Below are 26,625 nucleotides of genomic sequence, written 5' to 3' on the forward strand. Positions count from 1 at the left end.
CCAAAACACACAGATTGATCCGCTACGGATCCGAAAACTAAAAACTTACTGCTCGAAATATTAAGATGATACTCAGATAAACGTTTTCAATCAATTACGTCTGAGGATTTCGTGATCTGGATGTCACTTCCGTAATGTGACCCAGTGCGAGAGAGGCCAGAATACAGCCGGTGAACAGGTAAAGGCCCCAAGCGGTTTCAATGGTCGCGTACGAGATGCCCTTGGCCAGTGTAATATAGAGCGCGATCAGGAAGATATCAGCCATCGCGAGCTTGCCCATGATGTTCAGCGCGGGTTGAACACGCGGGTCCAGAAGGTTCCATTGGATCAGCGCTGTGCCGATGGTTTTTATATAGGGCGCGACGAGGGCGAAGACCGTGACGACCAGCGCCAAGAAGACGTCGGATTTCCACAGCGACTGCAGCCCGGTAATGACGCTGATTTCGCTGAGGCCGAAGATCGGGAGGAGCCCGGCGCGCATCAATGGGGCGAACCATGCGATGGGGTAGAGGATCAGGAGCGAGAGGGTTGCGAGGCGGAGGATCATTTGTCGGCGCTAGGCGATCATTTTGTCAAAAGATACGGCCCAGCCAATAATGTAGATGAGAGCGATGGCGCTGACAGTGCACTCAGCAGCCACCTTATTTGATACTTCGGAGTGAAGTTTCCGGTGCAGAATGAAGCCCGAAACAACATAACCGGCTTCTGCAGCCCAGTTCACGATTGGACCTTCCAAGCTTAGCGCCTCCAACAAAAATAAAGATAACAGAACTGCTGGGAAGACGCCTTTTAATGCAGCGAGCAATACCGGAAGGAATATCACCTCGGCTTTAAGAAAGCGCGGAACTCCTGATTTTTCGCCGAAAAGATGAATGATGAACCAAGTTGCTACCACCGACACGAAATAGGTGAAGGGTAGTAGGTGCAGAATGAGCGCAATGGAATCCACTACCTCACCGCCTCAATCGGTCCTTCCGCACTCCCGCTGATGAATTGCGCCACATAGGGATCACCCGAGGCATCCATCTGGCTGACCGGGCCGGTCCACTGGATCACCCCGTCATGCAGCATCGCTACGTTGTCGGCGATTGCGCGAACCGAGCTCATGTCGTGGGTGATGGTCATCGCAGTGGCGCCCATCTCGGTCACGATCTCGCGGATCAGGTCGTTGATGACACCCGACATGATCGGGTCTAGGCCCGTGGTGGGCTCGTCGAAGAAAATGATCTCGGGCTCGGCAGCGATAGCACGGGCAAGGCCCACGCGTTTTTGCATGCCACCAGATAGCTCAGAGGGAAAGCGGTCGGCCACGTCCGATTTCAGCCCCACGCGGCGCAGTTTCTCAATTGCGATTTCGCGTGCATATTCCGGCGGACGCTTGAGCGGGCCGCGCAGCAAGCGAAAGCTGACATTCTGCCAGACGGGCAGTGAATCAAACAGCGCCGCCCCTTGAAACAGCATCCCGAACCGGGCCAGAAACGCGTCTCGGTCGCCTTTTTTCGCGTCCTTGCCGTCAACATAAATCATGCCGCTGTCGGGCTTGATCAGGCCAAGGATGCATTTTAGGGCCACGGACTTCCCGGTGCCAGAGCCTCCGATGATGACCATCGACGTGCCTTTGGGAATCTCAAGGTTCATGCCTTGCAGAACCCGATTGTCGCCAAAGGCTTTTTGTACGTTCTCCATCCGGATCATAGCGAGAAGAACACCCCTGTCAGAATGAAGTTGGCGGCCAGAATCATGATTGCGGCGGATTCGACCGAAGACTTTGTGGCCCGGCCAACGCCCTGCGCGCCGCGACCGGAATTCATGCCGTAATAACAGCCCATTAGCGCTGCGATCAGACCGAAGACTGCACCTTTGACGAGGGATGAGACGATGTCGCGCAGCTCAAGGAAATTGACGGTGTTTTGCAGATAAGTCGCGGCGTTGAAGCCCAGGTTCTGGGTCGCCACAACATAGCCGCCCGCAATGCCGATGATATCGCCGATCCCAACCAACAGAGGCACGGTGATCAGCGCCGCCAGAACGCGCGGGGCGGTCAGGTATTTCATCGGGTGGGTGGATAGGGTGACCAGCGCGTCGATCTGCTCGGTCACTTTCATCGTGGCGATCTCGGCCGCGATCGAGGAAGTCACGCGCGCGGCGATCATCAGACCGACGAGAACCGGGCCAAGCTCGCGCACCATGCCGATGGCGACAATCTGGGGCACCACCGCCTCGGCGTTGAAGCGCGCGCCTCCTGCGTAGATCTGCAGGGCCAGCGCGCCGCCGGTGAAAATGGCGGTCAGGCCTACCACGGGCAGGGACAGCCAGCCGATATTCATCAGCGCAACACCAAATTCGCGCGGGTAATATGGCGGGCGAAAGACATGTGAGATCGCATCCATCGAGAACAGAGCAACTTGGCCAAACGTGGCCAACAGCGTCAGAACGGCGCGGCCCAGACCACCCAGCAGATACAAAGGGTTCATTCCACGTAGCCCCGGGAAAAGCGCGCGCCAAGCGATGTTAGGATTTCATACCCGATGGTGCCTGCGGCCTCGGCCAGATCATCAACGGTCTGATGGCCGTTCAGAATGCGCAGTCGATCGGGGTCTTCCGGCAGGTCGGTGACGTCGACGGTGATCAGATCCATCGAGATGCGACCGACCACCGGGCAGGGCTGGTCACCGGCAAAGGTGTCGATGCCGCCGCCAATAGCCCGGTGCAAACCATCCGCATAGCCTGCTGCAACGGTTGCAATACGGGACGGCCGCCGGGCCACCCAGCTGTTGCCATAGCCCACGGTCTCTCCAACCTCGACCGCGCGCACCTGAATAACGGGCAGGTCCACAGTGACGACGGGTTTGGCATCGACAAAGGGCATGCCGCCATAGAGGCCAATGCCGGGGCGACAGAAATCAAAATGAAAATCAGACCCCAGCAGCGTGCCGCCCGTGGCCGCCAGCGACCGGGCGGCTGTCACACCGTCGGTCATATCGCGGAAGGTTTTCAGCTGTTGTCGGTTCATCGGGTGATCGGGCTCATCCGCGCAGGCCAGATGGGACATGACCACCACTGGGTTCATGGCCTCCATCTCTGGCCGCAATTCGGCCCAGTCGGCGGGCTCAAGCCCAAGGCGATTCATACCACTGTCCAATTGAACTCCGAAGGGGCGATCCGGCATTGCCTGTTGGAGTCTCTTAAATTGTTCTGGCGAATTAATCAAAGGGATCAGATTGTCCGCATAAAGTAGGCCATTGTCCCCCTCCATAAAACCGGAGAAGACAAAAATCTGGGGCTCGGGCCCTACGGCTTCGCGCACTGCAACGCCTTCTTCGGCGGCGGCGACAAAGAACTTGCGGACACCTTCTTCGGCCAAGGTCGCGGACACAGGCCCAACGCCCAACCCGTAGGCGTCAGCTTTGACAACTGCCCCGGTCTCGACTTCTGTTTTTGCATCCAGCGCCCGCCAATTGCTGGCAAGCGCATGAAGATTGATCGTTAAGTGTGCGATACTCATGGCGCCGTTCATGACATTGGATTGCGGCAGGTCAAGGGGGTAGGTCGCAATTCTTGAGGAGATTTTGCGCGTGCTGAGCAGCTTCTGGCCGCTATTGCTGGGGCAATGGTGGAATTCCTGACTTTGGAGGGTTTTAGGGATGCCGCGGCATTGTATCCGTTACGTATTCAACGGATGTTATGTAAGTAAATCGTTTACTCTGTTCGGGACCATGAGGTGAGTTGAAACGCATGCTGAAACTGACCACCAACTACCACAGCCGGGCGACCGATCTGCCTGACCTGTTCCGCGATGTGTTTGCGGCGTCCGAGGGCAAAAAAGAGGGCAATTTGATCGGCGCGCTGGTCAGCGATCTTTTGGCGACGACGGTCAGAGATGATCTGATGGTGTCTCTGGCTCTGGACGGTGACCTGCTGGTGGGTTGCATTCTGTTTTCGCGCCTGCGCTATGATCAGGATCCGCGTCAGGTGTTTCTGATGGCGCCGGTGGCGATCAGGACGGATCGTCAAAAGACCGGTATTGGCCAAAAGCTGATCGGATTTGGGTTGGAGGAACTGCGCCGGCGCCAGGTGGATTGGGCGGTGACCTATGGCGATCCGGTTTACTACACTAAATCCGGGTTCCAGCCGATCACCGAAGAGACTGCCCGCGCGCCAAAGCCGTTGAGCATGCCGCACGGGTGGTTGGGTCAGCCGCTGAACGGTGAGGCGATGAAGCCAATCAAAGGCCCGTCCCGCTGCGTCAGCGCCTTTGATAACCCCGGACTGTGGTAGGGGTCAGTAGCCCTCGATCTGACCGTCTTGTTGCCAGGGTTTGACCAGATTGCCAAAACGGGTGAATTGCGCCTCGAACGACAGTTCGACCGTACCGATGGGGCCGTGGCGCTGTTTGCCAACGATGACCTCGGCTTTGGCATGCAGGCGCTCCATGGCCTGCTTCCACTCTTCCATCTTTTCCAACTCGTGATCGCCGGGCTTTTCACGTTCCTTGTAGTATTCCTCGCGGAACACGAACATCACCACATCAGCATCCTGTTCGATCGAGCCCGATTCCCGCAGGTCTGACAATTGCGGGCGCTTGTCGTCGCGGTTTTCAACCTGACGCGAGAGCTGGGACAGGGCGACCACCGGAATCTGCAGTTCCTTGGCGATGGCCTTCATGCCCATCGAAATCTCGGCGATTTCGTTGACTCGGTTCTCGGCCATGCCACGGCACAGCTGCAAATAGTCGATCACCAGCAGGTCCAGCCCATGGGTCCGCTTCAACCGCCGCGCGCGCGCTGCCAGCTGTGAAATCGGCAGAGCAGGCGTGTCGTCGATGAACAACGGGCAGGCTTCCAGTTCCTTGGCGGCGTCCACGAAACGGCGGAACTCGGCCTCGGTCATGTCACCCTGACGGATCTTGTGCGACGAAATCTCGGACGCTTCGGCCAGAACCCGGCCTGCCAACTGCTCGGCGCTCATTTCCAAGGAAAAGAACCCGACCACGCCGCCATCAATCGCGCCTTCAGTGCCGTCGGGTTTCAACCCGCGCTTATAGGCCTTTGCCACGTTGAATGCGACGTTGGTCGCCAACGAGGTTTTCCCCATCGACGGACGCCCGGCCAAAATGATCAAGTCGGAAGGGTGTAATCCGCCCAGCTGTTTATCCAAGTCGGCCAGACCGGTGGAAATCCCTGCCATGCCGCCACCGCGCTGGTAGGCTTCGTTGGTGACGTTGACGGCTTCTGTGACCGCCTTGAGGAAGGATTGAAAACCTTGTTCGGTCTGGCCCTGCTCGGATAACTGATAAAGCTGTTGTTCGGCCTCTACGATCTGTTCTTTCGGCTCGCTCGCCACATCAACACGCGCCGCCTTGTCTGAGATGTCGCGGCCCAGCCGGATCAGCTCTCGTCGGATCGCCAGATCATAGATCATCTGGGCGTAATCATGCACCGCAAAGGCGCTGATCGAGGCTCCGGCCAGTTTGACCAGATAAGCGGGTCCACCCAATTCCTTCAGGCCCTCATCTTCGGCCATGAAGGATTTCAGGGTCACCGGAGATGCCAGCGCGTTCTTGGCGATCCGGGTCGCGGCGACCTCGTAGATGCGTGCATGGACCGGATCATAAAAGTGCTCGGCCCCGATGATCGAGGCGACCCGATCATACAGATCGTTGTTGGTAAGGATTGCCCCGAGAAGCTGTTGTTCAGCCTCAATGGAATGTGGCATGGTGTCGGCGTTCTGAATTTGCGCCGCTGCCTGCTCGATACTGCTGATCTCGTTCATATTGTCCCCGCTGCCCACGGTGGTTTTAGGCGCTTTTGTTGCCCTTAGGCTATCTGGAAATACCTGTGGCTAAGTTAGGGTAAAGCCTTGGGATAACTTTCGGGACGGCCAGAAGTTTATAATGGGTGTGCCGCATTATGTAGCAAACTGGAACAAAGTCACTAGATATTGTTCCGTCTGCATTGATTCTACTGGGCTTATCCCCAATCGATCCACAACAAGTTTACGTGGATTTATTGGTTTCCTGCCAGGCGCGCGGGTCGTTCAGAAAGGCCTCGACCCCGTCAAGTGTTTCGGGATCAAAGGCTTTCTGGGCTTTGGCCTCGGCCAGAACGTCCCACCATGTGCATAGGTGATGCAATTGCACGCCGTGATCGCCCAGCGTCTTCTCGGTCTCGGGGAAGATGCCATAGTAGAAAATGACCGCAGTGTGCCCGCAGGTCGCACCGGTGTCGCGGATCGCATCAACAAACGACAGCTTTGAGCCGCCATCAGTGGTCAAGTCTTCTACCAACAGAACGCGCTCGCCTTCACCCATCGCACCTTCGATCCGTGCGTTGCGCCCGTACCCTTTGGGCTTTTTGCGCACATAGGTCATCGGCAGAGCCATCCGCTCGGCGACGAAGGCGGCAAAGGGGATACCTGCGGTTTCGCCACCCGCGATGTTGTCAAATGCCTCAAACCCTGCATCGCGCATCACGGTGACCGTCAGAAAATCCATCAGGGTCGAGCGGATACGCGGATATGAGATCAGCTTTCGACAGTCGATATAGGTCGGGCTGGGCAGGCCCGAGGCCAGCGTGAATGGTTCGCGCGCATTGAAATGAACGGCCTTGATCTCCAGCAGCATCCGCGCGGTCAGGCGGGCGATTTCGGTGCTATCGGGAAAGGAACTGGGGATCATGGCGGAACCTCGGGGCAAAATGACGTTGCGGGCTGATAGCCTGTCCCCGGACCCGGAGTTGAGAGGGTTGCAAGCAAAAGAAAAGCGGACCTCGGGGGGAGGTCCGCTTTGGCCCTTGCGGGCAGGTGGCAGCCAAGGTGGGCTCAGCTGCTCATATCATAGGCCCGTTCGCCGTGTACCGACAGGTCGAGCCCGTTTGTTTCAGTCTCTGCGTCTACGCGAAGTGGCGTAATCAGTGCAACTAGCTTGATCAGGATAAATGTCACAACTGCCGTAAAGGCACCTACAATAACCAGCCCGCCCAGTTGTGCAGTCCAGGTGCCCAGACCAAAAGCGGCGATCATGATTGTTCCAAAGATGCCACCGACGCCGTGCACTGCAAAGACGTCCAGCGTGTCGTCGATATTGAAAACGTTACGAACCACAGTAACGGCTTCCTGACACAGAATGCCCGCCACCGCGCCAATGATCAGTGCCTGCACCGGATCAACATAGCCCGAGGCCGGGGTGATCGAGGCCAGACCCGCAATCGTACCGGTCACCAGACCAACCATCGAGGCTTTGCCATACTTGATACGCTCCCACAGTGCCCAGCTAAGTGATGCCGTGGCGGCCGAAATATGCGTCACCGTCATCGCCATCGCAGCGCCACCGTCAGCGGCTAGTTGCGAGCCGCCGTTAAAGCCGAACCAGCCGACCCACAACATCGCGGCCCCGATCATAACGAAACCCGGATTGTGCGGTGGGGTTGTCCTATTGCGGCGTGGGCCAAGTGCAACGGCGATGATCAGCGCGGCCAGACCCGCTGTTTCATGTACCACTATGCCGCCCGCAAAGTCCCGAACGCCGACCTCACCCAGAATGCCGCCGTCTGTCAGAATGCCGCCACCCCAGATCCAGTGAACGACCGGTGCATAGCACAGCAACATCCATAGGGCCGAGAAAGTCAGGACAAAGCCAAAGCCCACTCGCTCTACATAGGCTCCGACGATCAAGGCTGGGGTAATGATGGCAAAAGTCATCTGGAAGGCAAAGAACAGCACCTCGGGCAGGTTGCCTGACAGGCTGTCGGCATCGACACCGTTCAGAAAAGCTTTGCCCAGCCCGCCCCACAGGCCCGAGCTGCCGTCGCCAAAGGCGATAGAATAACCCGCAACCAGCCACAGGATGCTCATCAAACAGGCGATGCTGAAACAGTGCATGAAAACACTCAGCACGTTGCGGGCGCGCACGAGGCCGCCGTAAAACAGTGCCAGTCCAGGCAATGTCATGAACAGGACCAGTGCGGTTGCAACTATGATCCAGGCGGTATCGGCTCCATTCATCTGCCGGTCTCCTCTTTGCGTCTTCAACTTGCTTGGCGCGGGTTGAAGCGGAGAGCGGGCGGGGAAAAAAGAGGCAAACCCCAAAAAGCACGCCTGTTTATAGGGCTTTTTGCTAACCGGTGATTAAATGAGCGTCATGTTGTGTGATTTGCCTTAATATTAGGCATCGTGGGAAAGGCCCTGAGACAACAGATCCAGCGCGTGGTCCCGTGCCGCACGGCGAACATTGTCGCGGCCAAGTGCTCCGAAATCGACCGTTTCCGTCACGGTTGGTTCCCCGCTGACGGCCAGCCCAAAACAGACACGCCCTTCGGGTTTGAACTCGGACCCGCCGGGGCCTGCGATCCCGGTTACGGACACGGCCAATTGCGCGCCAGAGTTCCGCAAAGCCCCTTGGGCCATTTCACGGGCAACCTCTTCGGACACAGCGCCGTGGGTGTCCAGCGTTTCGGCCAATACGCCCAGCATCTGCTGTTTGGCGGTGTTGGTGTAGGTGACAAAGCCCCGCTCGACCACGGCAGAGCTGCCGGGAATGTCCGTCAACGCGGCGGCGACCATACCGCCAGTGCAGCTTTCGGCGGTGGCGATCATCACCTGCTGCGCCTTGGCGCGGTCAAGAAGTTGGGCAACGGTCACAGGCCCAGTATCCCATGTGTAATGCCAGCCAGGATCAGTATGCCAATCGCTGCAAACACACCAGCAATCACGTCGTCCAGCATGACGCCAATCGCATCATTGCGCCGATCGGCCCAACCGACAGGGCCGGGTTTGGTGATATCGAACAGCCGGAACAGCAGGAAACCGGCCACCCAGCCGGGCCACAGAGCGGTGATCTCAATCCCATGGGCCCAGGACGGGTATGAAATAGCCCATAAAGCGATGAACTGTCCTGCGACCTCATCGATGACAATCTCCGACGGGTCGTGGTTTTCCTTGCCTGCGGTCATCGCCCTCGTGGCCCAAAGCCCGCCAAAGAAAACCGCAACAGTGGCGAGGGCCAGCAGGGGAAAGCCGCCCAACATGTGCAGACCCCAGGCCAGGGGCAGGGCGGCCAGTGATCCCCATGTGCCCGGCGCGGGGCGCAGGTATCCGACGCCGCAAACGGTTCCGATCCACTGTGCTGCGGTCATGACTTCACCAGACAGGCCGTGGCCAGCGACGCAATACCTTCGCTGCGGCCGGTAAAGCCCAACCTTTCCGACGTTGTCGCCTTGACCGAGACCTGATCACCGTGCAGCCCCATAATGCGCGCCATTTCGTCCCGCATTGCGGGCACATGCGGGCCAATCTTTGGAAATTCGCAGACCAAAGTGCAGTCGATATTCGAGATGCAATATCCCATTTTCCCAGCCAATTCGACCGCGTGGCGCAGGAAAATCTCGCTGGCGGCACCTTTCCATTGCGGGTCTGAGGGCGGGAAGTGCTGACCGATATCACCCTGCGCCAACGCGCCGTAAATTGCGTCGGTGACCGCGTGCATACCAACATCCGCGTCAGAATGGCCTTGAAGGCTGCGGTCATGCGGTACTTTCACTCCGCACAAGATCACATGATCCCCATCACCAAATCGGTGTACGTCGTACCCGTTGCCCAACCTTACATCCATATCCGTTCCCAATATGCGTTCCGCCCGGGCAAAATCCTCGGGCCGTGTGATTTTGATGTTATCCGCATCGCCTTGCACGATGGCTACATCCATGCCCGCCGCGCGAGCAACTTCGACATCGTCCGCAGCACCGCCTGGATGCGTCTTATGTGCCGCAACAATCGAGTCATAGTGAAAACCCTGCGGGGTTTGCGCCGCAAAAAGACCCGCCCGATCCTGTGTTCCGGTTACAACGGACCCATCCACAGCCCATAGCGCATCGGTGACAGCCAGCCCGGGCGCGGCTGCGGGATGCTCTTGTAGCGCGGTCAGGACCTGTTGAATGGTCTCAGAGGACACGCAGGGTCGGGCAACATCGTGGATCAGAACGTTGGTGACTGACATCCCGTCCAGCGCCTGCAACCCGTTGCGCACGGACCCGGCCCGGTCACTGCCACCTTTGGTCAAGATCAATGGGCTGTCCTGGAATTCCGCCCACGCGTCGTCGTCATCTTCGGACAGGACCAGAACGACGTAGTCGACTTGCCCGCAGAAACGCTCAATCGTCCAATCCGCGACACGGCGGCCCGCAAGCGGTCGCCACTGTTTCGGAACACCTCCCCCGGCGCGCAATCCACGTCCTGCGGCAACGATAATGGCGGCGGTAGTCATGGGGCGGTTTCTCCGGTGATCTAAGGGCAATGTTTAGGGTGCGGTGAATACAGAGGCAATCACCTGCGTTAGGCTGCCTAAAAAATAGGCAATTGATGATTTTGCGGGCTTGCTGACCGCCGATTTGTTGTTCATATGCGCGGAATTCGATATCAAAGTCGCAACTGCCCAAGGATTAAGCACGTTGACTCTGCTGCTCGCTAACAAAGATCTGAACCCGTCGGTGATGCTGGCCCCGATGGCCGGAATCACCGACCGACCCTTTCGCGATCTGGTGATGCGCTTTGGCGCAGGGATGGTCGTCAGCGAAATGGTTGCCAGCCAGGAAATGGTGCAGGCCAAGCCGGGCGTGCGCGAGCGGGCCGAGCTGTCCGCGGACGTCGAAAACACAGCCGTGCAACTTGCCGGGCGCGAGGCGCATTGGATGGCCGAGGCCGCCCGGCAGGTTGCAGACCGTGGTGCGCGGGTGATTGATATCAACATGGGATGCCCGGCCAAAAAGGTCACAAACGGGTACTCCGGTTCCGCTCTGCTGAAGACCCCTGATCATGCGCTGACGCTTATCGAGGCGGTGGTCGAGGCCGTCGACGTGCCGGTGACGCTGAAGACGCGTTTGGGTTGGGACGACAAGCTGTTGAATGCGCCGGACGTGGCGCGGCGGGCACAAGAGGCTGGCATCAGTATGGTCACGATCCACGGGCGCACCCGCTGCCAATTCTACAAGGGTCACGCGGATTGGCACGCGATCCGGGCAGTGAAAGAGGCAGTGTCGATTCCGGTCATTGCCAATGGTGACATCGTGGATACCGCCGCAGCGCGCATCGCATTGGCGCATTCGGGTTCAGATGGCGTGATGATCGGGCGGGGGGCACAGGGCAAGCCCTGGCTGCTGGCTCAGGTTTGTCACGATCTGTTTGGGACAGGCGCGCCGGCTGTTCCAACGGGACCCGATTTGATCGACATGGTGCGTGCGCACTATCAGGCGATGCTCGGGTTCTACGGTACTGATCTGGGCCTGCGTGTCGCGCGCAAACATCTGGGGTGGTACATGGATGAAGCCGCCACACCCGCTGCTCTGCGTCGGGCTGTTCTGACCTCACGCGATACGGACGAGGTGCTGCGAATTCTCGGGGACGCCTTGAATGCCGGTGCCGAGGCGGCCGCATGACCTCGGACCAGAACATTTGGACCTCGTTGCCGGTTCCGGCCTTCATCATTGATACCGAAGACCGGATTACAGATGTGAACTCGGCAGGTGAAGGATTCCTGAACGCATCCCGCAAGGCGGTGATCGGGCACCCAGTCTGGGATCAGATTGCGGTTGATGCACCGTTGGAGGAGTCTTTTTTGAGGGCCCGACAGCAGGGAACACCGCTGTTTGTCAACGACGTGGATGTGGGCTCGGGCAATCGGGCGCCGCTGCAATGCGCGCTACAGATCGCACCATTGGCCGGGAATCCTGGATCGATGATTATGATCATCTCGCCGCGTGAATTGGCAGGGCGGATGACCGGGGGCAATACGGTAAAATCCGCAGCCCAGTCGGCCATAGGCATGGCCGAGATGTTGGCGCATGAGATCAAAAACCCGCTGGCTGGAATCACTGGTGCTGCACAGTTGCTCAGCATGAATATCTCGCAGCAAGACCTTGAACTTACGGATCTTATCGTGGAAGAAAGCCGCCGAATCGTGAAGCTTCTGGAACAGGTCGAGCAGTTCGGAAATCTTTCAGAACCCGATTTCAAGCCAGTCAATATCCACGACGTTCTGGACCGTGCGCGGCGGTCGGCGCTGCTGGGCTTTGGTGCTCATATGACCATTATTGAGGATTATGACCCGTCCTTGCCGTTGGCTTATGGTGACCCGGATCAGTTCCTGCAGGTGGTGCTGAACCTGCTGAAAAACGCCTCCGAGGCGGCCGATCCCAAGGGTGGGAAAATTCGGCTGCGAACGTATTTCGAACATTCCTTCCGCCTGCGCCGCAGTGACGGATCGGGCCATTCCCTGCCCTTGCAGATCGAGATCATCGATGACGGTCCGGGTCTGCCAGAAAAAATCCGCGGTGATATCTTTGATCCATTTGTATCGGGCAAGGAAAACGGCACCGGCCTGGGGCTGGCGCTGGTCAGTAAAATCATCTCGGACCACAAAGGCTGGATTTCGGCTGACTCGGTTCCGGGGCGTACCGTGTTTCGCCTGTCTCTCAGTCGGGCACCGAGTGAAGCAACATGAGAAGACACACGCCGACAAGAGCAGGAACAAGGAGAGCACCCGATGGATGGCACAGTACTGGTCGCAGATGACGACCGCACGATCCGCACCGTTCTGACCCAGGCCCTGACACGCGCCGGGTGCAAGGTGCACGCGACCTCGTCGCTGACAACGCTGATGCGCTGGGTGGGCGAAGGCAAAGGCGATGTGGTGATTTCGGATGTGGTCATGCCGGACGGGAACGGGTTGGAGATGCTGCCAAAGATTGCTCAGGACCGGCCCGGACTGCCTGTCATCGTGATCTCGGCCCAGAACACTATTATGACGGCGATTCAGGCGGCCGAGGCGGATGCGTATGACTATCTGCCCAAGCCGTTCGATTTGCCTGATTTGATGAAACGCACAGCGCGGGCGTTGGACCAAAAGCAACGCGTGCAGGCGGAAGTGGCGGAAACAACCGGGGATCGCCCCGAAGAGCTGCCTCTGGTGGGTCGAACGCCCGTTATGCAGGCGTTGTACCGGCTTGTGGCGCGGGTGATGAACACTGATCTGTCGGTGATGATTTCCGGTGAAAGTGGCACGGGTAAATCTTTGATTTCACGCGCTATTCATGATTTTTCAGACCGCCGCACATTACCGTTCGTGACCGCTACGGCAGCAGAACTGCGCGATCTGGAAGGCCCGGCCCGGGTAATGGCGCGGGTGCGGGGCGGAACGCTGTTGATCGATGAGATCGCAGATATCGAGGATGAGCTTCAGGCCCGTATCGTGCGGATGATGGACACCCCCGGCGATCACGTGCCGCGTTTCATGGCCACCAGTCAATCGGACATGACCGAGGCTATGGAAAACGGGCGTGTTCGTCAGGACCTGTATTACCGGCTGTGCGGTGCGACTGTGCATGTGCCGGCCCTGCGCGAGAGGGTGGACGATATCACCTTGCTTGCTGATCATTTCCTGGCAAGGGAAGAGCGTGAGCATGGCGCAAAACGTTGGCTCAGCTCCGACGCGGTTGAACTGGTGCGCCGGTATTCCTGGCCTGGCAATGTGCGGCAGTTGGAAAACGCTATTCGCCGCCTCAGTCTGACCAGCCGCGCGGATGAGATTTCAAAGGCAGAGGTGGAAATGGTTCTCGGCAGCCAGCCCGAGGCGGAACCGATTCTGGGTGATGGCGAACGCGAGAAACTTTCGGCCTCGGTCGAGCGACATTTGCGCCGGTATTTCGACCTGCACGGGAATTTACTGCCCCCACCAGGCCTGTATCAGCGGATCCTGCGCGAGGTTGAAGCCCCTCTGATCGAACTTGCGTTGGACGCAACCGGCGGAAATCAGGCGAAATGTGCCGATCTGCTGGGGATCAACAGAAATACGCTGAGAAAAAAGATTACAGATTTAGATATTCAGGTGACACGCCGTCGCAAACTGATGTAATATCGCCACACAAACCGTGGCATCCGGGTCCGTTCCCGGCAACGACCACGATATATGGCGGTAAGCCGCGCAAGCGGCACATCAGAATGAGGGCAGACGGTGGCAACCCGGGCACAGAGCGGGCCGATTCCAGCGATCAATCGGTGGCGGAAATCCCGAAGACTGCGCAATTTTGGTACCTTGGGGCTGGTTCTCCTGGGTCCCATTTTGGCGTTTGCAACCTATCTGGTCATTGGCCCGTTTGATCTGGGTGCGACGGCGCCCACGCTACGGCTGATTCTTCTGGCAGACCTTGTGTATGTGTTGGTCGTCGCCGGCCTTGTTCTGGGCCAGGTTGGGACATTGATTGCGGCCCGTCGGGCAAAATCAGCCGGATCGCGTCTGCACCTGAGGTTGATTGGTGCCTTTACGCTGTTGGCGCTGGTGCCAACGGTGACCGTTGCGGTTTTTGCTGGTCTGACAGTGAATATCGGCCTTGAAGGGTGGTTTTCGGACCGGGTGCGTCAGGTCGTAGGCTCTTCTCTGACAGCGGCCGAGGCCTATGAGCAGGAACATCGCGAAGGCCTGACGCAGGATGCAATTGTGCTCGCGCGGTTCCTGGACAATGCCCGGGCCGTGGATTTTTACATCTCGGACGCGGAACTGCGCGAGGTGCTGGCGCAAGGGCAGGGGCAAATCCAACGTGGCCTGCGTGAGGCATATGTGATTGATGGCAGTGGTGAGATTAAGTCCCGCGGGGATCGTTCTTACCTGTTCAACTTTGAACCGCCCACACCTGAGCAGGTTATTGCGGCCACAGATGACGGATTGCTGATCATTGCCGACTGGCAGAACAGTGAATTCCGCGCGCTGGTGCCTTTGCAGGCCTATCTGGATCGCTATCTGTATGTCAGTCGCGAGGTCGACGGGCAGCTGTTGACGCTGCTGGATGACACCAAGGAAACAGTGCAGTTCTACCAACAGTTGGAAAGCGAACGGGGCAGGGTGCTGTTCGAGTTCGGGCTGTTGTATCTGGGTTTTGCGGTGATCCTTATCCTGGCGGCGATGTCGCTGGGCATGTGGTTTGCCGAACGCCTGTCGCGCCCCGTAGGTCGTCTGACCACGGCGGCGCAGCGCGTAGGTGCCGGGGACCTGGGCGTGCAGGTGATCGAAGAGGCCAACGATGACGAGATTGCCATGTTAGGCCGTTATTTCAATCAGATGACGCGTCAACTTAAAGGTCAGCGCGACACGCTTTTGGAAAACACCCGCCAGATCGAACGCCGCCGACGCCTGTTTGACTCCGTGCTCAGCTCGGTCACGTCTGGTGTTGTCGGTGTTGATCCGGATGGTTGCGTGACCTTTGTGAACCGTTCGGCTGAACGTCTTTTGGATTGGGCGCAGGTAGATGAACAGCTTGCCATCGGTATTGCTGTTCCGGAATTCCTGCCCCTTTTCGAAGGTCTCAAGGCAGGGACCCAAGAGGCCGTTCAAGGAGAGATCAAAGTGTCCCGTAAGGGGCGGCTGGAAAACCTGCTGGTCCGAATGGCGACCCGCCGGGGTGAGGATGGTGGCCTGGAAGGCTATGTGGTCGCCTTTGATGATGTGACCGATTTGGTCAGCGCCCAACGAATGGCCGCTTGGGGCGATGTCGCGCGGCGGATCGCGCATGAGATCAAGAACCCGCTGACCCCGATCCAACTGAGCGCAGAGCGGATCAAGCGCAAGTTCTCTCGCAAGCTGGACGAAGAGGATTGTTCCAGCCTCGAATCCATGACCGACGTGATCGTGCGGCAGACCAACGACCTGCGACGGATTGTTGATGAATTCTCAAAATTCGCGCGTATGCCTGAACCGGTTCGGCGCGAAGAAGACATTGTTGCGTTGGTGCGCGAGGCAGTTCTGCTGCAACAGGCCGGGCAGCCGGACGTTCAGATTGACGCAAAGCTGCCGGATCAGCCCGTTCTGGCGGATCTGGATGCAACGATGCTGAACCAGGCGCTGACCAACCTGATCAAGAACGCGGGTGAGGCCATCGAGACCCTGAAAAGAAAAGGCCCGCCAAAGAACCTTAAGCCGCAGATCAAGGTGGACGTGTCCAGCGACGAGGCGGGGACAGTTATTACCATCGCGGATAACGGCATAGGCCTGCCTGAAGATAGAGCGCGGCTGTTTGAACCATACGTGACGACACGGGACGAGGGCACCGGTCTGGGTCTGCCCATCGTCAAAAAGATTATCGAAGAACATGGCGGTACGCTGACACTTGAGGATGCGCCCGTCTTTGACGGACAGGACCATTTTGGCGCAATGGCCGTGATCCGTTTACATGGGGGAAGCTTGTCCCCGACCGCAGCGCCACAGAAGCAGGCAATTCAATCAAACAAACTGAAAGCAGGCTAAAGATGAGCGACATTCTGATCGTAGATGACGAACGCGATATTCGCGAACTGGTGTCCGACATTCTGGAGGACGAAGGCTATTCAACCCGGCTGGCGGCAAACTCGGACGAGTGTATGTCGTCGATCAACGCCGAGCCGCCGGGACTGCTGATCCTGGATATCTGGCTGAAAGACAGCCGCATGGACGGAATCGACATCCTGAAGTCGGTCAAGCGCGACAACCCCGATGTGCCGGTGGTAATCATTTCCGGTCACGGCAACATCGAAATTGCGGTGGCTGCAATCAAACAGGGGGCCTACGATTTTATCGAAAAGCCCTTTAACATAGACCAGCTGATGGTGGTCATTCGACGTGCGATGGAGACTTCTCGCCTGCGCCGCGAGAATGCCTCGCTGAAGCGCAAAGAGGTCACCAATTCGGATATGATTGGCAAGTCGGCTTCGTTCCGGGCGATGCAAAGCCAACTGGACAAGGTCACCAAGTCAAACGGCCGCGTGATGCTGAGCGGCCCGGCGGGCTCGGGCAAGGAAATTGCGGCCCGCTATATTCATGCGCATTCAAACCGGGCGAACGCGCCTTTTGTGACCGTGAACTGTGCCGGGATCGAGCCCGAGCGGGTCGAAGAGGTGCTGTTTGGGCGTGAATCCACAGAACGCGGTATTGAATCGGGTCTGCTGGAAGAGGCCCATGGCGGCCTGATCTATTTCGACGAAGTGGCCGATATGCCGCTGGGTACCCAATCCAAGATCCTGCGTGTGCTGGTCGATCAGCAGTTTCAGCGCGTAGGAGGTTCGGACAAGGTGCGCGTTGATCTGCGGGTCATCTCGTCGACCAATCGCGATCTGGAAGAGGAAATCGCCGCCGACCGGTTTCGTGAAGAACTGTATCACCGGCTGAACGTTGTGCCGATCGCAGTGCCTTCGCTGGAAGAGCGGCGCGAAGACATCCCGGTTCTGGCACAACATTTTATTGAGATGTGTCATGAAACCCAGGGCCTGAACATGCGTGAAATCTCGGAGGAATTTGTCGCCTTGTTGCAGACAATGACTTGGCCTGGGAACGTACGTCAGCTGAAGAACTTGATTGAGCGTGTGCTGATCCTGGGGGACGGAAGCGGGCCGATTGAAGCCAAGGAACTGCCAAATGAGGAAGAAAAGACAGACGAGTCGGGTCGTGTGGTTTTGTCTGGCGCCCTTGCAACCTTGCCCCTGCGCGAAGCGCGCGAGGCGTTCGAGCGTGAGTACCTTCTGACCCAGATCAACCGGTTCGGGGGCAATATCAGCCGCACGGCCAGCTTTGTCGGGATGGAGCGCAGTGCGCTGCACCGCAAGCTGAAATCGCTGGGGGTTGTGACCTCGAATAAATCCGGTGCCCGCGTGGCGCAACTAGATGAGCCAGAACCGGCGGAGTGATCTGCCGGTCGTTATCCGGCCTGTCCGGGGGTGATGATCTGAAACGAGCCGTCGTCAAATTTCACAAAACATGATTCCGTGCTGAGCGGCGGCAACACACTTGTCCGAACCGCGGGCACACGCGACTTTACACCTTGCTGACAAGGCGGCAGGCTGACCGGGCGAAAGCCTTTGGCAGCCATGCATTGCGCCTCGACCGTATTGCGCAGCCCCTTGTTGACATCGACGGTGTAGACCCGCCCGGGTTCCCACCAGCCGGGGTTGCGATAGCACCGGCCTCGGCCGTCGCAATAGGTGCGACCGGGCCAATAGGTGGGAGGGCTTTGGCGGATCTGATTGGCCACCGGCACATCCTTTAGCGCCTGAACCTGACATTTGGTGGTTTCCGTCTGCATACGCGAAACGCTCTCACCCTCGCGATAATAGAGCGAAAGTGGTCCGCACGAAGACAGGACAAGTATCGGAATAAGCAGACGAAGCACTGTTTTCATGGGCTTACCTTGCCTTAGCCGGGCGCCTATGACAATTCAATTGACCACTATAGGGGCATCTGTCATTCAAAGATTTCAGGCAGAAGGGCCAAAAACATGAAGGTCATCATTTGCGGTGCTGGTCAGGTTGGCTGGCAGATTGCACGGCACCTTTCGGGCGAACTGAATGACGTCACCGTGGTGGACAACAACCCCGATCTGGTGCGCCGCGCGACCGAGACGCTGGATGTGCAGGGGATTGCAGGCTTTGCCAGCTATCCGGATGTGCTGAACCGCGCCGGGGCCCGAGATGCCGATATGATCATCGCCGCGACCCATTCGGACGAGGTGAATATGGTCACCTGTCAGATGGCGCATTCCGTGTTTTCCATTCAGCGCAAGATCGCGCGGTTGCGGTCCAAGTCTTACCTCGAGGCGATCCACTCGGACCTGTATCGCCGCGATCACTTGCCTATCGACGTGGTGATCAGCCCCGAACGCGAAGTGGCCGCCGCCGCAATGCGCCGCCTGTCCGCGCCATCCGCCTTTGACACCGAGCTGTTCATGGATGGCAAAGCACAGCTTTTGGGCATTCGGATCGATGAGGACTGCCCCATCGTCAACACGCCTTTGCGGCAATTGACCGACCTGTTTTCTACGCTCAGCTCTATCGTCGTTGGGGTCCGGCGTGAGGGCAGCTTGTTTGCGCCTGAATCCGAGGACCAGCTGTTTGTCGGCGATGAATGCTATGTCTTTACCAATGTCAAAGACGTCGCTCGTACGATGGAGGTCTTTGGCAAGACTCAAAAGAAACAAGACCGCGTGGTGATTGTGGGCGGCGGCAATGTCGGGCTTGAGGTTGCGCGTACGCTGGAAGAAAGCGAAAGCCGGGTGCGTGCCAAGATCATCGAACGGGACCGCCACTGCGCCGAGCTGGCAGCTGAAGCACTGGAGCGGACGATTGTTCTGAACGGCGACGGGCTGGATGCGGCGTTGCTACGCGAAGCTGGGATTGATCGTGCGGATGCGATGCTTGCCGTGACCGACGATGACCGCACCAATATGCTGGCTGCCGTGCGCGCCAAGGCCGAAGGCTGTGCGCTGGCGATTGCGCTGATCAATGACCCCAGCATGGTGGCGCTGATGGGGCCGCTTGGTATCGACGCTTATATCAACCCGCGCGCCACCACGGTCAGCTCGATCCTGCGCCACATTCGGCACGGTCGCGTGCGGCAGGTTTATTCTATCGGGGATGCCGAAGCCGAGGTGATCGAGGCCGAGGTGCTCTCTACCTCACCCATGGCCGGACAAAGGCTGCGCGACATTGATTTTCCCGAAGGCGTTCTGGTCGGTGCGGTACGCAAGGGCGATGAGCTGCTGCGTCCGACTGGCAGTTTAAGGATCGAAGAAAAGGACGTTGTTGCAATCTTTGCCATGGCCAAGGACGTACCCGAGGTCGAACGGTTAATGCAGGTTTCGATCGATTTCTTCTGATGGCACGGGCTAGAACACAACGGATCGGACTGGTGCGGCGATTGCCGCTGTTTCTGTTGATCTGGGGCGTGTTCGCATTTTCAATGTGGGTGCCGGCGATCTATGCTTTGGCGCTGGATGATCACGACGTTTCGCGGTCGTTCTTCTATTCGGGGTTGCTGGGGTTGTTTGTGGTGGCGATTGTTGCGCTGGCCTCGTCAAACCGGGTGCCACGACGGGGGACGTTGGGCCAGTTGGCGGTTTTGCTGGGCTGCTTTACGGTTTTGCCTTTGTTTTTAGCGATTCCGCTGCATGATGCGCTTGGGAATACGACCTTTCTGAATGCCTATTTCGACATGGTCAGCGCGCTGACAACCACGGGGGCTGACCTGTTCCCTGACCCCGACCGCCTGACAGCGCCGCTGCATTTGTGGCGCGCGCTGGTGGGATGGATGGGCGGTTTGCTGATGTGGATATCTGCGGCCGCTATTCTGGCCCCGCTGTCCTTGGGCGGGTTCGAGGTGACGGCGCGCGGACAGCCCGGCCGCCCTGTCTCGGGTGTGGCGCAAAGTGAAAAGGTCGATCCACGGGGGCGTCTGATCCGGGTAACGCGGACGCTGACACCGGTTTATGCAGGCCTCACAGCTGTGATCTGGCTGTTGCTGCTGATCGCGGGGGAACAGGGGCTGACTGCCATTTGCCATGCAATGTCGACCATGGCGACCTCGGGGATATCTCCGGTTGGTGGGCTGGAGGGCGCACAGGCCGGAATCACAGGTGAGGCTATTCTGTTTCTGTTTCTGTTCTTCGCCTTGTCCCGCCTGACGTTTTCGACGGACACGGCCACAACAGGGTATTCCCGGTTAGACAAGGACCCGGAATTTCGGATCGGCCTGATGATTGTTGTCGCGGTTGCTGCGCTGTTGTTTTTTCGGGTGATGGCCGGGATGCAAGAAATCGGCGCGCAGTTGGAACCGTTTCAGGCCCTGAGCGTGGTTTGGGGCATGGTCTTTACGGTTCTGTCCTTCCTGACTACGGCCGGGTTCGAAAGTGCCAACTGGAACGACGCGCAGCAATTGTCGGGGCTGGGTACTCCTGGCCTGATCCTGATGGGGTTGGCTCTGATCGGTGGTGGTGTCGCCACAACGGCGGGCGGGGTCAAACTGCTGCGTGTGTTCGCGCTGTATCTGAACGGCGCGCGCGAGATCGATCGCCTGATCTATCCGTCCTCTGTCAGTGGCGTGGGCGGCGGCAATCGGCGTATCCAAAGCGATGGAGCCTTTATCGCGTGGATCTTTTTGATGATGTTTGCGCTGACTGCGGCCGTGTTCAACCTGCTGCTGGCCGCCATGGGGGCAGGGTTCGAACAGGCCATGGTCCTCAGCGTGGCCGCGCTCAGTACGACGGGTCCGCTGATCGAATTGGCGACCGATGTTCCGATCCGGCTGGTCGACTTGTCGCCGGGTGCCAAGCTGACCATGTGCGCCGCAATGGTGATCGGTCGGCTGGAAACGCTGGCGATCATTGCCCTGATCACGCCAACTCTCTGGCGAGACTAAGAATCAACACCGGCGTTAATGACTGATTTTTAATCTGGAAACTCGGTTAATGACTCTCCATACTCTGCCGAGGGAGCGCGTTGGTCCGCAGCGCGTTGCAAGAACAATGGCGAGATTATAAAAATATGGCTTCGGACAGACAGAATCTGCAGGACGCGTTCCTGAATAATGTAAGAAAAGCAAAAGTCCCGGTCACGATATTCCTGATCAACGGTGTGAAATTGCAAGGTGTAATTACCTGGTTCGACAATTTCTGCGTATTGTTGCGCCGCGACGGACAGTCGCAGCTGGTCTACAAGCACGCGATTTCGACGATCATGCCGTCGCAACCGATCAGCTTGTATGAGGGCGAAGACGCCTCTTGATGGAACACGACAGGACGCGCACCCGGGCTTGGGTGCTGCATCCGGAAATCAAATCAGATGAACAGCGCCGTGTCCCCGAACCAGCGCTGGAAGAGGCGGTGGCACTGGCCGTCGCGTTGCCCGATCTGGATGTGATCGGCTCTGAAATTGTACGCCTGCCACGGGCGCAGCCAGGTTTGCTGTTTGGCAGCGGCAAGATCGAAGAACTGGGTGAGCGCCTTCACGACAGCGAAATTGAACTGGTCCTGATCGATGGCCCCGTAACGCCGGTCCAACAACGCAATCTTGAAAAGGCCTGGAAGGTCAAGATTCTCGACCGGACCGGGCTGATCCTCGAAATCTTCAGCGACCGCGCGCGCACCCGCGAAGGTGTGTTGCAGGTCGAGATGGCCGCGCTGAGCTATCAGCGCACACGTTTGGTCCGCGCCTGGACGCACTTGGAGCGCCAGCGCGGCGGGCTGGGATTTGTCGGCGGTCCAGGGGAAACTCAAATCGAAGCTGACCGGCGCGCCATCGATGACCAGTTGGTGCGGTTGCGCCGTCAGTTGCAGAAGGTGATCAAGACCCGGACGCTGCATCGGGCGGCGCGGGCCAAGGTGCCGTACCCGATTGTTGCGCTGGTGGGCTATACCAACGCGGGCAAGTCCACGTTGTTCAACCGCCTGACCGGGGCCGAAGTGATGGCCAAGGACATGCTGTTCGCCACGCTGGACCCGACCATGCGCCGGGTCGAGCTACCGGATGGTCCCGAAGTGATCTTGTCGGATACCGTGGGCTTTATCTCGAACCTGCCAACCGAATTGGTGGCCGCATTCCGTGCCACGCTCGAAGAGGTTCTGGGCGCGGATATCGTTGTGCATGTGCGCGACATCAGCCACAAGGATTCCGAAGCGCAGGCGCAGGACGTCGAAACGATCCTGACCTCGCTGGGGGTGGATGATGAACGTCCGCGGCTTGAAGTCTGGAACAAAATTGACTTGCTCAGCCCCGAGGATCGCGAAGCCACGCTGGCCCGGGCAGACCGGGATGCGTCCATTTTAGCTATCTCTGCGGTGACGGGCGAAGGTATCCCACCTTTGCTGGCCGAGATCGCGACCAAGATGCAAGGCGTTCGGCACGAGATCACGTTGATTTTGGGTTTTGCCGAAGGTGACAAACGCGCGTGGTTATTCCGACAGGATGTTGTGCGGTCAGAACAGCAGACCGAAGACGGCTTTGAGATCACCGTCCTTTGGACCGATAGGCAAGCGGCGCAGTTTTCAGCGCTTTAGCCGCTATATTCCGGCGATCTGCCGTTGATAGTCCTCGGCATCAAACCAGCCTAGCGAGGACTGGACCTTGTGATCTTCGGTCATCTCCCATTCTTCCCAACCCCGGGTGACGACATGGTTGCCGGTTTTGGCATGATGGCCTTCCCGGGTCCACACAAAGATGGCGTGGGGCCCGGCCCAACGTAACATATCGCACCTAACTTCAAGGTCGGGGAAATCGGCATAGTATCCGCGCGCCATTTCCGCGACGGCGGCGCGTCCTACCGTCGGTTCACCCCGATTGATCGTAATCTGCCCGTCTGGCGCATAAAAACTGGCCACCAATTCCGCGTCGCCCGAGCTCCAGGCGATCGCGTAATCCCGTGCGAGATTGTTCAGCCTATCCCGAATACTAGCCATTTATGTCCCCCGGACCCAATTCCTTGGCCTACAGATCGTATGCGAAAACAGTAGCCCGCGTCCACGGTGGCGCGCAAAAGGGGGCAAGGTCTTGCCGAAGAGGAGAAATCAGCGCGGGATCAGGTTAGTAACTCCGACTGCGGCGGCCCGTGCCAGATCAATATCCAACGACATCGGGATATATTCGCCCCGCCGCCACAGTTGGGCCTGATCGTCATAGTAGCGCGACAGGAAATGGCCGGACTGGCCGGTGGCGGTGATGAAGACTGAACTGTCGGGGTCGGCAAAATCGTAAACCCCGCGATAGCCTGCGCCGTGCACGTTCTGGAACGGGTCAGGTCCTTCGCCAGAGGTACGCCCGCGCAAAAGCGTATTGTCACCGCCGCTTGTCGATTGACGGATGTTCACAAAAAACCGCAGCACCGGGACCTTGCCAAGAACCGGGTGGTCATGAGTGGCCTGATGTGCATCGCCCCAGCGCAGAGATTGCAGCGCGCCGCCATAGTTTTCCGAGATCCAGATCAGCGCGTCATCCAGCGCCAGTCGTGCCATATCCGTGCAGGTCTCGGTCGGGGCGCTTTGACGGACATCACACCAGACTGATGCGCCGTCGATATCGCGATAAACCCGTTCGATGAACAGCGGCTCAACATGATTGTATTCGGCGGCCAGTGGTCCCAGTTCGTCCGAAATCAGCCGGGCTTGCAGCGCCCGTAGCCACGCGGCATAGATCAGCGGCTCGGGCAGGTGTTCGTTCATTTCCCCGTTCCATTCTGCCAGAAGGGACAAGGCGATCTGGCGCTGGCGGTCTGGTGTGCCTTCGGGGGCGGATGCGCCAGTGAACCACAGGTCCGCACCGATCAGCGGCAACAGCGAGCGCGCGGTAAAGCTGACCGTGTCGAGCTGCGCTTCGATAAAGCTGTCGCGGGTGTGAACCTCGCGCGATTGCATCAGGCGTTCCCAGCGATGGATGCGCTGCGTGTCGCCCCATTCATACGAGACATGTTCAGGGAAGGGCCGGTCGATGATCTTGTTGTTTGTGTTGCCCAGAATACCACCAACAGGAGCCACGAATTCCGGGTTGTCGGCATAGGGTAGGCGTCCTTGCCACATGTTTTCCGCCAGCCAACCGGGGGTCGGGATGCGGCCCCGGCTTTGATTGCGCAGATCTCGCTTAGGCATAGCGCCTATCAGCTTCATGCCGATGGCGGTCTTGTCGACCAAAGACAGGTTCTGCGAGGGGGCGATAAACAGTTCTGCCACATCAATGGCTTGCTCAACATTGTCGGCATTCATCAGCGCCATCGAGGCCGTCATCGAAGTGTCTCGTGCGCTGAGTGCGGTCCAGGACAGCGACGCTACATGGCCGGGCGGGGTAATTGTATCCAGATCATAGCGGCTGCCGGGCAGGACGGGACCATTTTCCGTCCAGCGCAGGGTCAGGGTGATCGGGGCCTCGTCCTTGATCTCGATGATTGATGGGCGAGTGCGGAACCGTTTGAACCCGTCCGGGGTCAGGTACTCTTCGGAATTGTCTGGGTTCAGCCGTTCAATATGGATGTCCTGATCATCCAGATATGAGGATGTCAGGCCCCACCCCAACCGGTCGCTGCGTCCGGTCATGACGGCGGGAATGCCAGGGATGGTTGCGCCGATCACACCGCCTTTGGACAGTTCCAGCCGGGCTAGGTACCAGACGCCGGGCGCGGTGAAGCCCAGATGCGGGTCATTAGCCAACAGCGTCCCCCCGCTGGCCGAACGCGATGGTGCAGCTGTCCATGCGTTTGAGGCACCAGCCAACCCGCGTTTCGAGACGGGCGACAAGGGCGTGTCGGGCATCGGTGTGCTGCGCGCATAGCGGGGCACGTTGGAAAACAGCGCCGCATATTCCGGCAAGGCTGCAATACCTGGGCCGGGCACATCGGGCAGGATGTCTACCAGCCTCTCGGGGTTGTTCAGCATCAGCGAGGTTCGGGCGCGCAGCACTTCGTCCTGCAAGTGGCCGGACAATTGCAAACTCATAAGTTTGATCACTGCGATACTGTCACCGGGCTGCCAGGGGGATACAGGCGCGTTGAACAGGAACATCTCGGGGGCGCCACGGCCCAAAGCGGCTTCGTTGATCTCATCCAGGCGGGCGTTCACCCCTGCGGAATAGGCGCGCAGCGCTGCCTTGGTGTAGTCGTCCTGCTCCTCGACCGAGCGGTGGGCCAGACCGTACAGGTCCAACCGTCGCAGAAGCTTGTCGATAGAAACCGTGCGCGCCCCGAACACTTCGGACAGCCGACCCTGCGCGGTGCGGCGCATCATGGTCATCTGCCACAGGCGATCCTGCGCATGAGCATAACCCAGTCCAAAAAATACATCGGGATCGTTGCCGGCAAGAATGTGGGGCACATTTGCAGTGTCGCGAATGATCTCAACCGGGGCACTCAGACCGTTTACTTCGACCGTCTGATCGTAATCGGGCAGGGATTGGCTGGCCAGAAAATACACCAGTGCGACGGCGGCCAGCGTCAGCAGGATCAGGCCCGAGGTGATACGCACCAGCCAGCGAAATACGAATCCCATTTACAGCCCACTATCCTGATCAAATTCCGGTTGCGGCGAGAGTAAAGGATGGCTGTGCCGACCGAAAGAGGAACAGCCCGGGAATATCCGTGTTTTCAGCGCTATAAACGCGAAACCCCGCCACAGCAGGGGCTGATGGCGGGGCCGCAACAGGGGGGTCGTTCTGTATTAGGGAATGATCCGCGTGTATTTGGTACCTTCGACCGTTGCACCGAATTTCAGGCCAGCCTGACCAAAAACTGCGGCCAGCACCGGCGAGCGCAGCGTGGTGGTGTCGGTCGACAGATTGTCACCGGTTGCGTCGACCACGTATCCGATATCGGCCCCGGCGGTCCAACCACTGGAGCGGCGGAAATCGTTCAGCGCATCCTGTGTCATGAAAAACAGGACATGAGCATATTGCTGGGCGCCGATCTGCAAGCCGGCACTGCCTGAAACGGCCGAGTAATAATCGACAGTTGCGCCCTGAATGCGCAGCGCGCCTGTGCCGTAGGCCCCGCCAAAGATAAAGCCCGCTTCGGTGATCAGCGGCATAACAAGCATGCCGGTGGCCTTGTTGGCGATCTCAACGGTGTTGGGATAGCTCGCGTACATTTCGGTCAGCGTGGCGTCGACGCGGGCGTCGATGGTAGCTGCGTTTGAGTTGCCGACGCCGTTGCCGCACGCGGCGGTCAGGGTCAGCCCGGCCATGCCAAAAGCAAAGCCGCGACGGTTCAGTCGGGGTAAAGTGGAACTGCTCATGTGTTTTTTCTCTGTATGACTGCCTGATATGTCGGGTCTTCCCGATCTTATGTGCAAGAATACGCCGATTGCGCCCCTGTGT

Annotated in this window: 25 protein-coding genes; 10 read left to right on the forward strand and 15 right to left on the reverse strand. The window is 58.6% G+C overall.

Annotated elements, in window-relative coordinates; genetic code table 11:
• Positions 1-94: 94 nt before the first annotated feature.
• Genes SJY13_RS02665 through alr form a run of 5 tightly spaced genes read right to left on the reverse strand, consistent with a single transcriptional unit; the run spans position 95 to position 3,505 of the window.
• A complete protein-coding gene (locus tag SJY13_RS02665) occupies positions 95-547 on the reverse strand; it encodes a paraquat-inducible protein A (protein WP_377187342.1) in 453 nt (150 codons plus the stop codon).
• Positions 548-556: 9 nt separating this feature from the next.
• Positions 557-949: a hypothetical protein gene (locus SJY13_RS02670; protein WP_377187345.1), complete on the reverse strand. Its 393-nt coding sequence runs from the start codon at positions 947-949 to the stop codon at positions 557-559.
• Positions 949-1,695, reverse strand: coding sequence for an ABC transporter ATP-binding protein (locus SJY13_RS02675; protein WP_377187348.1), 747 nt, complete (start codon positions 1,693-1,695; stop codon positions 949-951). Before SJY13_RS02675 ends, SJY13_RS02670 begins: the two co-directional genes overlap by 1 nt.
• Positions 1,692-2,474 (reverse strand): MlaE family ABC transporter permease, encoded by a 783-nt coding sequence (locus tag SJY13_RS02680; protein WP_085820735.1) that lies wholly within the window; start codon positions 2,472-2,474, stop codon positions 1,692-1,694. Before SJY13_RS02680 ends, SJY13_RS02675 begins: the two co-directional genes overlap by 4 nt.
• A complete protein-coding gene (gene alr, locus SJY13_RS02685) occupies positions 2,471-3,505 on the reverse strand; it encodes an alanine racemase (protein WP_377187351.1) in 1,035 nt (344 codons plus the stop codon). Before alr ends, SJY13_RS02680 begins: the two co-directional genes overlap by 4 nt.
• A 230-nt stretch (positions 3,506-3,735) precedes the next feature.
• On the opposite strand from alr, the gene SJY13_RS02690 reads away from it, so the two are divergent.
• Entirely contained in the window at positions 3,736-4,278 is a 543-nt protein-coding gene (locus SJY13_RS02690) for a GNAT family N-acetyltransferase (protein WP_377187354.1), read from the forward strand.
• A gap of 3 nt (positions 4,279-4,281) precedes the next feature.
• Here the strand turns inward: SJY13_RS02690 and SJY13_RS02695 are convergent, their stop codons facing one another.
• From SJY13_RS02695 to SJY13_RS02720, 6 genes are all read right to left on the reverse strand, one after another.
• Positions 4,282-5,772, reverse strand: a complete 1,491-nt coding sequence (locus tag SJY13_RS02695) for a replicative DNA helicase (protein ID WP_085820732.1) — start codon at positions 5,770-5,772, stop codon at positions 4,282-4,284.
• Positions 5,773-5,995: 223 nt separating this feature from the next.
• Positions 5,996-6,676: an orotate phosphoribosyltransferase gene (locus SJY13_RS02700; RefSeq protein ID WP_377187358.1), complete on the reverse strand. Its 681-nt coding sequence runs from the start codon at positions 6,674-6,676 to the stop codon at positions 5,996-5,998.
• Between the two features lie 143 nt (positions 6,677-6,819).
• Positions 6,820-8,001 (reverse strand): ammonium transporter, encoded by a 1,182-nt coding sequence (locus SJY13_RS02705; protein WP_377187361.1) that lies wholly within the window; start codon positions 7,999-8,001, stop codon positions 6,820-6,822.
• Between the two features lie 159 nt (positions 8,002-8,160).
• The gene (locus SJY13_RS02710) at positions 8,161-8,637 is read right to left on the reverse strand and encodes a CinA family protein (protein ID WP_377187364.1); all 477 of its coding nucleotides are present in this window, start codon (positions 8,635-8,637) and stop codon (positions 8,161-8,163) included.
• Positions 8,634-9,131, reverse strand: a complete 498-nt coding sequence (locus SJY13_RS02715) for a phosphatidylglycerophosphatase A family protein (protein WP_377187367.1) — start codon at positions 9,129-9,131, stop codon at positions 8,634-8,636. The genes SJY13_RS02710 and SJY13_RS02715 overlap by 4 nt, the downstream gene beginning before the upstream one ends.
• Positions 9,128-10,258 (reverse strand): bifunctional 2-C-methyl-D-erythritol 4-phosphate cytidylyltransferase/2-C-methyl-D-erythritol 2,4-cyclodiphosphate synthase, encoded by a 1,131-nt coding sequence (locus SJY13_RS02720; RefSeq protein WP_377187370.1) that lies wholly within the window; start codon positions 10,256-10,258, stop codon positions 9,128-9,130. The genes SJY13_RS02715 and SJY13_RS02720 overlap by 4 nt, the downstream gene beginning before the upstream one ends.
• Before the next feature lie 184 nt (positions 10,259-10,442).
• On the opposite strand from SJY13_RS02720, the gene dusB reads away from it, so the two are divergent.
• The 5 genes from dusB to ntrX all read left to right on the forward strand — a co-directional run bounded on the left by dusB (position 10,443) and on the right by ntrX (position 17,694).
• A complete protein-coding gene (dusB, locus tag SJY13_RS02725) occupies positions 10,443-11,426 on the forward strand; it encodes a tRNA dihydrouridine synthase DusB (RefSeq protein WP_377187373.1) in 984 nt (327 codons plus the stop codon).
• Entirely contained in the window at positions 11,423-12,490 is a 1,068-nt protein-coding gene (locus tag SJY13_RS02730; RefSeq protein WP_377187376.1) for a two-component system sensor histidine kinase NtrB, read from the forward strand. Before dusB ends, SJY13_RS02730 begins: the two co-directional genes overlap by 4 nt.
• Before the next feature lie 42 nt (positions 12,491-12,532).
• Positions 12,533-13,900 carry a response regulator gene (locus SJY13_RS02735; RefSeq protein ID WP_377187379.1) on the forward strand — a complete coding sequence of 456 codons (1,368 nt, stop codon included), beginning with the start codon at positions 12,533-12,535 and terminating at the stop codon, positions 13,898-13,900.
• Between the two features lie 99 nt (positions 13,901-13,999).
• Complete coding sequence (locus tag SJY13_RS02740) at positions 14,000-16,282, forward strand: sensor histidine kinase NtrY-like (RefSeq protein WP_377187382.1); 2,283 nt, start codon at positions 14,000-14,002, stop codon at positions 16,280-16,282.
• Between the two features lie 2 nt (positions 16,283-16,284).
• Positions 16,285-17,694 carry a nitrogen assimilation response regulator NtrX gene (gene ntrX, locus SJY13_RS02745; protein WP_377187385.1) on the forward strand — a complete coding sequence of 470 codons (1,410 nt, stop codon included), beginning with the start codon at positions 16,285-16,287 and terminating at the stop codon, positions 17,692-17,694.
• Between the two features lie 11 nt (positions 17,695-17,705).
• Here the strand turns inward: ntrX and SJY13_RS02750 are convergent, their stop codons facing one another.
• Positions 17,706-18,185, reverse strand: a complete 480-nt coding sequence (locus tag SJY13_RS02750; RefSeq protein WP_377187388.1) for a hypothetical protein — start codon at positions 18,183-18,185, stop codon at positions 17,706-17,708.
• A gap of 96 nt (positions 18,186-18,281) precedes the next feature.
• Here SJY13_RS02750 and trkA point away from each other — a divergent pair, with 96 nt between their 5' ends.
• From trkA to hflX, 4 genes are all read left to right on the forward strand, one after another.
• On the forward strand, positions 18,282-19,658 hold the full coding sequence (gene trkA / locus SJY13_RS02755; protein WP_377187391.1) for a Trk system potassium transporter TrkA: 1,377 nt from the start codon (positions 18,282-18,284) through the stop codon (positions 19,656-19,658).
• Positions 19,658-21,196, forward strand: coding sequence for a TrkH family potassium uptake protein (locus SJY13_RS02760; protein WP_377187394.1), 1,539 nt, complete (start codon positions 19,658-19,660; stop codon positions 21,194-21,196). Before trkA ends, SJY13_RS02760 begins: the two co-directional genes overlap by 1 nt.
• Before the next feature lie 125 nt (positions 21,197-21,321).
• Entirely contained in the window at positions 21,322-21,561 is a 240-nt protein-coding gene (hfq, locus tag SJY13_RS02765; protein WP_010440340.1) for an RNA chaperone Hfq, read from the forward strand.
• A complete protein-coding gene (hflX, locus tag SJY13_RS02770) occupies positions 21,561-22,832 on the forward strand; it encodes a GTPase HflX (protein ID WP_377187398.1) in 1,272 nt (423 codons plus the stop codon). Before hfq ends, hflX begins: the two co-directional genes overlap by 1 nt.
• 3 nt (positions 22,833-22,835) lie before the next feature.
• On the opposite strand, the gene SJY13_RS02775 is transcribed toward hflX, so the two are convergent.
• The 3 genes from SJY13_RS02775 to SJY13_RS02785 form a co-directional block, all read right to left on the reverse strand.
• Positions 22,836-23,231: an SgcJ/EcaC family oxidoreductase gene (locus tag SJY13_RS02775; RefSeq protein ID WP_377187401.1), complete on the reverse strand. Its 396-nt coding sequence runs from the start codon at positions 23,229-23,231 to the stop codon at positions 22,836-22,838.
• A 108-nt stretch (positions 23,232-23,339) separates the two neighbouring features.
• Positions 23,340-25,802, reverse strand: a complete 2,463-nt coding sequence (locus tag SJY13_RS02780; RefSeq protein ID WP_377187404.1) for a penicillin acylase family protein — start codon at positions 25,800-25,802, stop codon at positions 23,340-23,342.
• 168 nt (positions 25,803-25,970) lie between these two features.
• On the reverse strand, positions 25,971-26,543 hold the full coding sequence (locus SJY13_RS02785; RefSeq protein ID WP_085820716.1) for a lipid-binding SYLF domain-containing protein: 573 nt from the start codon (positions 26,541-26,543) through the stop codon (positions 25,971-25,973).
• Between the last annotated feature and the right edge of the window lie 82 nt (positions 26,544-26,625).

This window comes from Ruegeria meonggei (genome assembly GCF_042768335.1).
Classification (GTDB): domain Bacteria; phylum Pseudomonadota; class Alphaproteobacteria; order Rhodobacterales; family Rhodobacteraceae; genus Ruegeria; species Ruegeria meonggei.

Excerpts from the sequence above, each read along its gene's own strand:
- SJY13_RS02665 (WP_377187342.1), bottom strand. The coding sequence starts at position 547 with ATGATCCTCCGCCTCGCAACCCTCTCGCTCCTGATCCTCTACCCCATC.
- SJY13_RS02675 (WP_377187348.1), bottom strand. The coding sequence starts at position 1,695 with ATGATCCGGATGGAGAACGTACAAAAAGCCTTTGGCGACAATCGGGTT.
- SJY13_RS02680 (WP_085820735.1), bottom strand. The coding sequence starts at position 2,474 with ATGAACCCTTTGTATCTGCTGGGTGGTCTGGGCCGCGCCGTTCTGACG.
- alr (WP_377187351.1), bottom strand. The coding sequence starts at position 3,505 with ATGAGTATCGCACACTTAACGATCAATCTTCATGCGCTTGCCAGCAAT.
- SJY13_RS02690 (WP_377187354.1), top strand. The coding sequence starts at position 3,736 with ATGCTGAAACTGACCACCAACTACCACAGCCGGGCGACCGATCTGCCT.
- SJY13_RS02695 (WP_085820732.1), bottom strand. The coding sequence starts at position 5,772 with ATGAACGAGATCAGCAGTATCGAGCAGGCAGCGGCGCAAATTCAGAAC.
- SJY13_RS02700 (WP_377187358.1), bottom strand. The coding sequence starts at position 6,676 with ATGATCCCCAGTTCCTTTCCCGATAGCACCGAAATCGCCCGCCTGACC.
- SJY13_RS02705 (WP_377187361.1), bottom strand. The coding sequence starts at position 8,001 with ATGAATGGAGCCGATACCGCCTGGATCATAGTTGCAACCGCACTGGTC.
- SJY13_RS02715 (WP_377187367.1), bottom strand. The coding sequence starts at position 9,131 with ATGACCGCAGCACAGTGGATCGGAACCGTTTGCGGCGTCGGATACCTG.
- SJY13_RS02720 (WP_377187370.1), bottom strand. The coding sequence starts at position 10,258 with ATGACTACCGCCGCCATTATCGTTGCCGCAGGACGTGGATTGCGCGCC.
- SJY13_RS02730 (WP_377187376.1), top strand. The coding sequence starts at position 11,423 with ATGACCTCGGACCAGAACATTTGGACCTCGTTGCCGGTTCCGGCCTTC.
- SJY13_RS02735 (WP_377187379.1), top strand. The coding sequence starts at position 12,533 with ATGGATGGCACAGTACTGGTCGCAGATGACGACCGCACGATCCGCACC.
- ntrX (WP_377187385.1), top strand. The coding sequence starts at position 16,285 with ATGAGCGACATTCTGATCGTAGATGACGAACGCGATATTCGCGAACTG.
- SJY13_RS02750 (WP_377187388.1), bottom strand. The coding sequence starts at position 18,185 with ATGAAAACAGTGCTTCGTCTGCTTATTCCGATACTTGTCCTGTCTTCG.
- trkA (WP_377187391.1), top strand. The coding sequence starts at position 18,282 with ATGAAGGTCATCATTTGCGGTGCTGGTCAGGTTGGCTGGCAGATTGCA.
- SJY13_RS02760 (WP_377187394.1), top strand. The coding sequence starts at position 19,658 with ATGGCACGGGCTAGAACACAACGGATCGGACTGGTGCGGCGATTGCCG.
- hfq (WP_010440340.1), top strand. The coding sequence starts at position 21,322 with ATGGCTTCGGACAGACAGAATCTGCAGGACGCGTTCCTGAATAATGTA.
- hflX (WP_377187398.1), top strand. The coding sequence starts at position 21,561 with ATGGAACACGACAGGACGCGCACCCGGGCTTGGGTGCTGCATCCGGAA.
- SJY13_RS02775 (WP_377187401.1), bottom strand. The coding sequence starts at position 23,231 with ATGGCTAGTATTCGGGATAGGCTGAACAATCTCGCACGGGATTACGCG.
- SJY13_RS02780 (WP_377187404.1), bottom strand. The coding sequence starts at position 25,802 with ATGGGATTCGTATTTCGCTGGCTGGTGCGTATCACCTCGGGCCTGATC.
- SJY13_RS02785 (WP_085820716.1), bottom strand. The coding sequence starts at position 26,543 with ATGAGCAGTTCCACTTTACCCCGACTGAACCGTCGCGGCTTTGCTTTT.